This window comes from Desulfocurvus sp. (genome assembly GCF_023230885.1).
Classification (GTDB): Bacteria; Desulfobacterota; Desulfovibrionia; order Desulfovibrionales; family Desulfovibrionaceae; genus Desulfocurvus.
Genome location: NZ_JALNWM010000150.1, coordinates 1 through 8,518, shown reverse-complemented (window position 1 = coordinate 8,518; position 8,518 = coordinate 1). Strand labels below are relative to the sequence as shown.

General features: G+C 68.9%; 10 protein-coding genes. All 10 read right to left on the bottom strand.

Annotation, left to right across the window (positions count from 1 at the left end):
• Positions 1-183: type II toxin-antitoxin system HicB family antitoxin (locus M0P34_RS11070; protein ID WP_291499034.1), on the bottom strand; the 183-nt coding region annotated here is incomplete at its 3' end.
• A gap of 60 nt (positions 184-243) precedes the next feature.
• Positions 244-1,032, bottom strand: a complete 789-nt coding sequence (locus M0P34_RS11065; protein ID WP_291499032.1) for a sirohydrochlorin cobaltochelatase — start codon at positions 1,030-1,032, stop codon at positions 244-246.
• A 131-nt stretch (positions 1,033-1,163) separates the two neighbouring features.
• Positions 1,164-1,487, bottom strand: a complete 324-nt coding sequence (locus M0P34_RS11060; RefSeq protein ID WP_291499030.1) for a hypothetical protein — start codon at positions 1,485-1,487, stop codon at positions 1,164-1,166.
• 43 nt (positions 1,488-1,530) lie between these two features.
• Positions 1,531-2,313, bottom strand: a complete 783-nt coding sequence (locus tag M0P34_RS11055) for an energy-coupling factor ABC transporter ATP-binding protein (RefSeq protein WP_291499028.1) — start codon at positions 2,311-2,313, stop codon at positions 1,531-1,533.
• Entirely contained in the window at positions 2,310-3,071 is a 762-nt protein-coding gene (gene cbiQ, locus M0P34_RS11050) for a cobalt ECF transporter T component CbiQ (protein WP_291499026.1), read from the bottom strand. Before cbiQ ends, M0P34_RS11055 begins: the two co-directional genes overlap by 4 nt.
• Positions 3,068-3,706 carry a hypothetical protein gene (locus M0P34_RS11045; protein WP_291499024.1) on the bottom strand — a complete coding sequence of 213 codons (639 nt, stop codon included), beginning with the start codon at positions 3,704-3,706 and terminating at the stop codon, positions 3,068-3,070. Before M0P34_RS11045 ends, cbiQ begins: the two co-directional genes overlap by 4 nt.
• Positions 3,707-3,906: 200 nt before the next feature.
• On the bottom strand, positions 3,907-5,361 hold the full coding sequence (locus M0P34_RS11040; RefSeq protein ID WP_291499022.1) for a transferase: 1,455 nt from the start codon (positions 5,359-5,361) through the stop codon (positions 3,907-3,909).
• 95 nt (positions 5,362-5,456) lie between these two features.
• Positions 5,457-6,935, bottom strand: coding sequence for an SLC13 family permease (locus M0P34_RS11035; RefSeq protein WP_291499020.1), 1,479 nt, complete (start codon positions 6,933-6,935; stop codon positions 5,457-5,459).
• Between the two features lie 40 nt (positions 6,936-6,975).
• Complete coding sequence (locus M0P34_RS11030; protein ID WP_291499018.1) at positions 6,976-7,524, bottom strand: hypothetical protein; 549 nt, start codon at positions 7,522-7,524, stop codon at positions 6,976-6,978.
• Positions 7,525-7,594: 70 nt separating this feature from the next.
• Positions 7,595-7,975 (bottom strand): hypothetical protein, encoded by a 381-nt coding sequence (locus M0P34_RS11025; protein WP_291499016.1) that lies wholly within the window; start codon positions 7,973-7,975, stop codon positions 7,595-7,597.
• Between the last annotated feature and the right edge of the window lie 543 nt (positions 7,976-8,518).

The following is an 8,518-nucleotide window of genomic DNA, read 5'->3' as shown; positions in this document are numbered from 1 at the left end:
GCTTGGGCAGACCGTCCAGGGGGCCAGGGGCCCGTCTTCCAGGTAGAGTTCCACCGCCTCCTGGACGTTGGCGGCCAGTTCTTCCAAGGTATCGCCTGCCGTGAAGCAGCCGGGGAAGTCCGGGATGCTGGCGCTGTAGCCCGGGCTGTCCGGGTCGGTGTGGACGATGATGGGGTAACGCATTGGGCCTCCGGCGAAGAGTGTTCGAGCCTGGGGCTTTTGTTTGTTGGGCCGGAACCCCCTTCACCCTAACTCCCGCACCGCCTCCTCCAGGTGGTCGAGCCAGAGGGCGGCGAACTGGGGGTATTCGGCGGTGCCGGTGGTGGCGCAGATGGGGGTGATGCCGGCGGCGCGCAGGATGCTGACCCAGGAGTCTTGCCGGGGGCCGCACATATCGTGCTGGACGTGGCGGCCGGGCATGGCCAGCAGGGGCTGGAGCCAGGCGCGGGCGGCGCCGCGCGCCAGCAGGGCGTCGCGGACCTCGGCGATGGTCAGCCGCCCGTCCATGGTCGCCAGGAACACGTCGTCCGTGCGGGCGCGCAGGGCGTCGTAGAGCAGGTCGTAGAGGCTGTCGCCCGCGTGCCAGGTGCCGTGGCCCATGAGCACCACGGGGTCGCCGGGCTCGCGGCCCGGGGGCAGGTTGGCCAGGATGGCCTCCACGGCGGGGGGCACGTCCGCCGGGCCGCGCAGCAGCGGGCCGCCCAGGGCCAGCCCGGCGAAGGCCCGGCCCGGCGCGTTGAAACCCGCCACATCCGCCGCCAGCCCGTCGTATTCCCGCCCGGTGATGACGTGCAGCGACTGCACGGCCACATGGGTGTACTTCTCGAACCACATCTTTTCCAGGGCCTTGAGCACGGAGTCGGTCTTCATGCCCGATTCGGCGAGCTTGCCGCGCACCACCCCCGAGGTGAAGGCCCAGCGCGCGGGCAGGTCCGGGAAGCGCTCGCGCACCCGGGCGTCGAAACGGTCCAGGGTCAGATGCGCCTCCTGGCGGCTCGAGCCGAAGGCAACCAGCAGGATTCCTTTCTTCATCCGCACTTCCTAGCAGACAACCGCCCCGGGGAGAAGCCCCGGACGCGCGGCCCTTGCGCGGCGCGCGGCGCACAAGGGCCGCGCGGCGCCGGGGGGCTTTGCCCGCGCGCCCGGCCCCGGCGCGTTCCGGGCTATTGGCCCTCGGGCCGCGGGGTGTCGAAGGCCGGGTCGAAGGGGCCCATGTGCCCGTGCTCGGCGAAGAGGGTGAAGAACTCCACGCGCCCGTAGCGCACGGCGCGGGCGGGGTCGATGCCCAGGCGGGCGAAGTAGGCCGCCGGGTCCTGCGGGTCGCGGGTCTCGGTGAGGTCCACCACGCCCGCCCCGGTTTCCACCCAGGCGTGGACGTGCCAGAAGCCGCCCTGGTTCACCCAGCCGTGGGCCACCACGGCGTCTTCGTGTTCGCTGGCCGCCTCCAGGGCGGCTTCGAATCCGTGTTCGCGCAGATGAAAGGCCATGCGATGCTCCTTGTCCGTTGTGGGCGGGCCGCCGGTTGCGGCCTCAGGCCGGGTCGTGGTCGTGATCGTGATCGTGGTCGTGGCCGTGCTCATGGGGCACGCCGCCGTGGGCGTGGGTGTGCACATGGGCGTGGACATGGGCGTGGATGTGCTCGTGGGTGGCGGTGTGCCCGTCGAAATGGACGCGCCCGTCGGCCAGGGCGTAGATGGTCCGCGTGGTCTGGGCCAGGAAGTCGAAGTCGTGGGAGATGATGATGCGCGGGATGTCCAGCTCGTTCAGGATGGTCACGAGCCGGGCGCGGGTGGCCGTGTCCAGGGCGTTGGTGGGTTCGTCCAGGAACAGGGCCCGGGGGCGCATGGCCAGCACCGCCGCCAGGGACACGAGCTTCTTCTCCCCGCCCGAGAGCTTGTAGGTGATGCGCCGCTCGAAGCCCGCCAGGCCCAGGCGCTCCAGGGTCTGCCGGGCGCGGGCCACGGCCTCGCCGGGCGCGAGGCCCAGGTTCAGCGGGCCGAAGGCCACGTCTTCCAGCACCGAGGGGTAGAAGAGCTGGTCGTCGGCGCTTTGGAACAGCAGGCCCACCTCGCGGCGGATGGCCGTGAAGTCGCGGTCGCGCACCAGGGGCGCGCCGTGGTGCAGTACCTGCCCGGCCCCGGGACGGGCCAGCCCGAGGACCACGCGCGCCAGGGTGGTCTTGCCCGAGCCGTTGGGGCCGATGAGCCCGATCTGCTCGGTCCCGGCGAAGGAAAAGTCCAGGTCGCGCAGCACCGGCTGGCGGCCGGGATAGGCGTAGGTCACCTTGCGCAGCTCGAACAGCGGGGCGGTCATGGCGCTGTCCCCCAGAGCCCGGCCCAGGCCAGCAGCGCCGAGGCGCAGAGCATGGCGGCCAGGAAAAGATGGTCCGCAGGCCGGGCGGCCAGCGGGTTGATGGAGCGCAGCTCCCCGGTGAAGCCCCGGCAGAGCATGGCCTCGCGCACACGCTCGGCGCGGTCCATCCCGCGCACCAGGAGCATGCCCGCCAGGCAGGCATAGGCCCGCCAGGTGTGCAGGCCCGTGCGCGGGACGAAGCCGCGCACGGTCATGGCCTGGCGCATGCGCCGGTACTCCCCGCTCATGGCCTGCACGGCGCGGTGGGTGAACACCAGCAGCAGCGCCAGCTTGAGGGGTACGCCGACCTTGCGCAGGGCGTGGCCCAGGTCCTGGACGGGGATGGTCGCCACCAGGGCCATGAAGGCCAGGACGATGGCGTTGGATTTCAGGGTGATCAGCGCGGCCAGCTCCAGGCCCTGGCGCGTGGCCGCAAGCCCGGCCACGGTCAGCACGGGCTGCCCCGGCGTGCTGAAGGGCATGAGCAGCCAGAGCAGGGCGATGAAGGCGTTGACGGCTCCCAGGCGGCGGGCGACCTCGCCCAGGGGCGGGCGCGCGGCGGCGAGCAGCAGGGCCGAGGCCGCCAGGGCCGCCCAGGCCGCAGGCCGGGCCTGGATCACCGCCGCCGCCACGGACCACGCCGCCGCCCCCACGAGGCGGGCGCGCGGGTCCAGGCCATGCAGCGGGCCGCGCCCGCCCTGGAGGCGCTCCTCGATCACCGGCGGGCCTTGCGCCCGTGCATCCAGGCGGCGATGCCGAACAGGCCAAGGATGTAGCCGATGCCGGAGAGCACGTCGTGGACCGTCGGGCCAGGCTCGGCCATGGCCGCCAGGGAGCGGCGCAGGGGCGCCAGCTCGTGGCTCACGGTTTCGGCCACGATGCGCCGCAGGGCGGCTTCGTCCACCAGGGCGGGCGCCGCCCCGGCGGCCGTCGCGGGCGCTGTGGCCGCCGCGGTCGGCGCCGTGTCCGCTGCCGGGCCTGGGCCTTGTGCGTCGGCCAGGTATTCCCCGGCCTTGACCACCCATTCGCCGCGGTGGCCTTCGCCCGCCAGCAGCACCAGGCGCAGGTCCGCCCGGGCGTCGCGGGCGGCCTGGGGCACGGGGAAGGCGCCAAGGCCCTGGTCGTCGGTCTGGGTGGTCAGCAGCAGGGCGCCCGAGGCGGCGTCGTAGACCTCCACCGGGGCGCGCAGCACCGGCTTGCCGCCGCTGAAGGACGCTTCGATGCGGATCGTGTCACCTTCGGTATAGGCGAAGATGTTGGCGCGGTGTGCCTGGGCCGTCAGGGGCAGGGCGGCCAGCAGAACCAGGGCCGTGAACGTCAGGGCTGCGGTGCGCAGGGCGCGGGCGGTATGCATGGCGGGTCTCCGTTGCCTTGGCCTCGGGGCGGCCGGTTGGTCCGGGCGCATGCCCGGTGGATGGCGCGTACCACAAAGGGGCGCGAAGTGCCATAGCGCGCGCATGGCCCGGGCGGGCGCCGACGGATGGCGGCGCAGGGAAAACGGGCGCCCCGGGCCGCGTTGCGGCCCGGGGCGCTGAAGGGCGGAGCCCGCGACGGCTAGTCGTCGTCGCCGAAGAAGTCGTCGGTGGCGGGGCTGATTTCCAGGGTCGGGTAGAGGCCCTTGTTCCTTCCGGCCGGATAGGGCTGGACGATGTTGAAGGCCATGTCGTTGTTCTTCTGGGCGTGCCCGGCGCCCTCGCCGGTGGCGGGGTCGTAGTAGGCGCCGTTGGCTTCCAGGATGTGCCGGATGCGGCTGGAGAAGGCGTCCACGAAGGCCCGGCCGCTGCCGGAGAAGCGCATGGTGCCGAATTCGGTCTCGCCGCTGAAGTCGCGCAGCCGCGACAGGGACACGGAGTTGCGCCGCAGGTCGTCGGCGTTCTGGATGTAGCCCCAGACCAGGGTTCCCGGCGGGATGGACAGGGCCTCGGAGGCGTCGATGATGGTGTGCGGCATGACGATGCAGCCCTTGCCGATTTGCAGGGGGCTTTCGGGGGTGCCGTGGACGAAGGCGTTGAAGCCCACGAAGCAGTTGGCCTCGCAGTGGGCGTGGATGATCTTTCCGCCGTGGGCGGTGACGTTGTAGCCGTCCAGGCGGGAGTGGACGATGTAGCAGTTCTCCTGGGCGTTGGCCCCGTGGCCGAGGGATGCCTCGGCCAGGTAGGCGCGCTGGCAGACGAGCACGTTCTCGTCGATGCTCGTCTCGCCCTTGACCACGGCGTAGGGCGACAGGGACGCGCCCCGGGGCACGGGGATGGACACGGACTGGTTCACCGCGGAGTAGACGGGGATGAAGTCCTCCTGGCGGTCCTCCACATAGTCCATCATGATGCCCGTGGGGCAGGTGCCCACCTCGTAGTGGACGTAGCGGTCCAGCACCTCCTGGGGGAACTGGTAGTCGAATTCGAAGGCGCCCTCGTAGCGGACCCAGACCCGGCCGGGCTTGACGTAGGTGTGGGCCAGGTCGCCGACCTGCACATAGCTGTGCGCGCCGAAAACGCAGTTCTGGGCGCTGGTGAAGTCCACCGTGGCGAAGGGTTCGAGCAGGCAGCCGACCACGGGCGAGCCGTGGATGTTGGACCAGTGCAGGGCAACGGTGTTGCGGATGGCGAATTTTTCGAGGTTCTCGGGGTCGTGGGAGTAGTTGTGGACCAGGGTCTTCAGCAGGTAGCTGTCGCGGATGGCGATGAATTCGTCGCTGTAGACCTTGATCTTCATCCCGTCGATTTCGAACATGTCGCCCCGGCGCTTGAGTTCGTCGCCGCGGATGTCGCTCTTGTAGAGGATGGAGCGCTGGACATCGCACTTGCCGAGGAAATAGGTGCCGGACAGGCAGGACTCGCGGAACTTGAAATGCAGGGGATGGTGCAGGGTCAGGGCGTAGAAGGCGTAGAAGTTCGAGAAGTGCTCGTGGGGAACAAGGTTGCGGATGTGGGGCTCCACATCCGCGAACTCCCGCAAGTTGACGTTGGCCCTCGTGATGATGCTTTCCAGCAGCTTGCTCAATTGGGTCATTATGGTACCGCCTTGCTTTCGTTTGGCGAAGAGGAGAGCGGTGCCGGCCCGACCCGGCACCGCTCTGTTTCTCTACGCTTTTGGTTCCCTATGGTCTAGCCCCCGGTGGGCAGGGTGGTGGGCATGCCCATGAGCGGCCAGACGACGAACACGGCCAGCCCCACCACGATCATGAGGATGATGCTGGCGGGGATGCCGAGCATGAAGAACTCGCCGCTGGTGAACTGGCGCGAGTTGTAGGCGATGGCGTTGGGCGCCGCGCCGACCAGCAGCAGGAAGGGCATGCCCGCCGTGACCAGGGAGGCGAACAGGATGACCTCGCCGGAAACGCCCAGGTAGGGCGCGATGACCAGGGCCACGGGCAGGGAGATGGCGATGGCCGCCACGTTCATGATGAAGTTGGTCATGACCATGACGAAGAAGGCGATGGACATGACGAACAGGAACCAGTGGGCATCCTTGAACATGGCCAGCCAGTTCACGGCCAGCCACTTGGCCGCGCCGGTCTCCCACAGGCAGAAGCCGATGGACATGGCGCCGGCGAAGAGCAGCACGATGTTCCAGGGCACCTCTTCGAGGTCCTTCAGGTCCAGGATGCGCAGGACGTAGAAGAGCACGGTGGAGGAGAGGATGATGGCCGTCTTGTCGATGGCGTTCAGGGCCGGGATGAAGGAGCGCAGGCTCATGGCCACGATGGCGACGCCGACGATGACGGCGGCCAGGATCTCGTTGCGCGAGAGCGGCCCGAGGCCGGCGTTCAGCTCGCGGGCCTTCTGGCGCAGGCCGGGGATGGTCTTGCGCTCGGGCTTGCAGGTGATCATGAAGAAGCCCCACAGCAGGAAGATCATCAGCCAGCCGATGGGCGCCATGTAGTAGGACAGCTCGAAGAAGCTGATCTCCTTGCCCATGATGTCCTTGTAGAACCCGAGGGCCACGGCGCCGCGCGCGGCGCCGAGCAGGGTCACGATGGACCCCGCGCCAGCCACGAAGGCCATGCCCATGAACAGGCCCTTGCCGAACTTGGAAGGCTTGTTCGGGTCGTCGGAATACAGCCCGTAGATGGCCACCAGCAGGGGGTAGAGGGTGGCGGCCACGGCGGTGTGGGCCATGATGTGCGTCAGCAGGCCGCAGACCACGAAGGAGCCCAGGTAGATCATGGAGGTGCGTTCACCCACGATGTCGAGCATCTTGTAGGCCAGGCGCTTGGTCAGGCCGGTCTTGGTGAACACGGCGCCGATGACCAGCGAGGCGAAGATGAACATGACCGAGGGGTCCATGAAGTCCTTGAAGGCGACCTTGGCCGGGCGGATGAGGAAGGCGGCCTGGAGGATGCCGATCATCAGCGAGGTGATGCCGATGGGCACGACCTCGAAGACCCACCATGTGCCCGCCAGAAGGAACACGGCCAGGGCGCCCTTGCCCTCGCGGGACAGGACGAAGTGTTCGCCCATGGGGTCCACGGCGTCGGGCCACGCCGGGGAGAAGTAGACCACGGTGAACAGGGCCAGGCCCGTGAGCAGGAACACGAGGCGCTTCCAGTCGACGGATTGATGCTGTGCCGTTGCTGCGTTCATGATGGCGATATCCTTGTGCTGGTCGGGTTGGTAATTCGGGTTACAGGGAGCAGGAGAGGGTCATGTCCTTCACGCGCTTGAATACGTCGCCGAAGCGGAGCACACCGCTGACCCGTCCGTCCGGGCCGCGCACCAGCAGCGGCTGGTGTACGCCCATGACGTAGCGGTGCAGGCCCACGTCCACGGGGTCCGCCTCGTCGACGAACTCGGCGGCCCCGGGCTTGTGCATGATGTCGCCCACGGTGATCTGCGCGGCGCGCTCGCACAGCCTGGGCAGGGGCTTGGCCCACAGGTTGAAGTCCTTGTAGATCCCCGCGAGGTAGTCCGGGGTCAGCACCGAGGTGTCCGACATGGACTCCATGATGCTTTTGTAGGTCGGCTCCAGGGCCAGGAACACGTCGTGCATGGTCACCTTGCCCGTCACCTGCCCGCCGGGGCCCATGACCAGGGCGTCGCGGTGGCAGTGGGCCCCGCCCTTGGCGGCCTTGTCGGCCTCCAGGGCCTGGAAATACTGGGCCAGCGTGTCCGTCGTGCTCACGGTCACATATTCCCCGATGGGAATCATGAGCTCCTTGATGGTCATTTCCATAAGACCTGCCTCCTGGCGAAGTTGTGGCCGGCCCGGGGCCGGCCTTGTGTGCCTGGGCGCGGGGCGCCCGTCAGCGTTGCGGCCCCCGGGCCGCGCGTCCGGCCTGTTCGATCCTGGCCAGCAGGTCCGACATCTCGAAGGGGATGAGGATGTCGTCGAACACGCCGTGGCGGCGGGCCTGCATGGCGAAATCCACGTCGCCGCCGGGTTCGAGCAGGATGATCCCTGCCCTGGGGGCGGCGGCCAGCAGCCGTGCGAGCAGCGCGAGGTCCTTGTCGTGCTCGTCCCCGGCGGCGAAGAGAACCACCTCGGCGCCCCGGTCGGCCAGCACGCGCACGGCCTCGTCGGGGTCCGCCTCGGAGCGCACGTCCAGGCCGCAGTCCGCCAGCCGGTCCGCGACCTTGTGCCTGAAGTCGTCCTCCGGGGCGATGAGTAATACCTTATAATCCATTGGTCCGTCCATTTTCCGCCGGGCGCGCACTGGCGGGGGCCTTGTCGCTTTTCCGGATAACGGTCCGAATTCGTTTCCGGAAATGCGAGACATAAAATCCACAAGCATCGCCTTAACAGCATGAACCGTGCCAGCTGCAAAGGTGTTGGGTTTTCAGCGTTTTGGGGCCAGGACAAAAGGTCGTGCGCCAATCCGATACAGATTGAAACAAAATGAAAGTTCTATTTTAGTACGCTTTGCAACAAAAAGCGTTTTGAGAAGTGGAATGCTCTGATTTTCCAGGCTTCATCGCCGGGGAGGGGTGGCGTTGATGCTGGCGCTGGCGCGCGAGGGAGGGCGCGACACGCATGCGCGGCGCTTGGCCGGGATGGTCCCCCCGGCGGTTGGCTCGGGGCGGGGGAGCGGCGCGGCCCCTGCCCAGCTGCGGAGCGGCGCGGCTGGGAGCCCCCGGGGCCGGTGGCGGGGCCCCTGGGGGCGGCGGGTGCGCCTGCCGTCCGGCGGGAGCCCGGGCATGCGCCGCGTTGCGGCGCCGGGAGGATGCGG

What these genes read in the sequence shown, in the direction of transcription:
- M0P34_RS11065 (WP_291499032.1), bottom strand. Translation starts at nt 1,032, where the DNA reads ATGAAGAAAGGAATCCTGCTGGTTGCCTTCGGCTCGAGCCGCCAGGAG.
- M0P34_RS11060 (WP_291499030.1), bottom strand. Translation starts at nt 1,487, where the DNA reads ATGGCCTTTCATCTGCGCGAACACGGATTCGAAGCCGCCCTGGAGGCG.
- M0P34_RS11055 (WP_291499028.1), bottom strand. Translation starts at nt 2,313, where the DNA reads ATGACCGCCCCGCTGTTCGAGCTGCGCAAGGTGACCTACGCCTATCCC.
- M0P34_RS11045 (WP_291499024.1), bottom strand. Translation starts at nt 3,706, where the DNA reads ATGCATACCGCCCGCGCCCTGCGCACCGCAGCCCTGACGTTCACGGCC.
- M0P34_RS11040 (WP_291499022.1), bottom strand. Translation starts at nt 5,361, where the DNA reads ATGACCCAATTGAGCAAGCTGCTGGAAAGCATCATCACGAGGGCCAAC.
- M0P34_RS11035 (WP_291499020.1), bottom strand. Translation starts at nt 6,935, where the DNA reads ATGAACGCAGCAACGGCACAGCATCAATCCGTCGACTGGAAGCGCCTC.
- M0P34_RS11030 (WP_291499018.1), bottom strand. Translation starts at nt 7,524, where the DNA reads ATGGAAATGACCATCAAGGAGCTCATGATTCCCATCGGGGAATATGTG.
- M0P34_RS11025 (WP_291499016.1), bottom strand. Translation starts at nt 7,975, where the DNA reads ATGGATTATAAGGTATTACTCATCGCCCCGGAGGACGACTTCAGGCAC.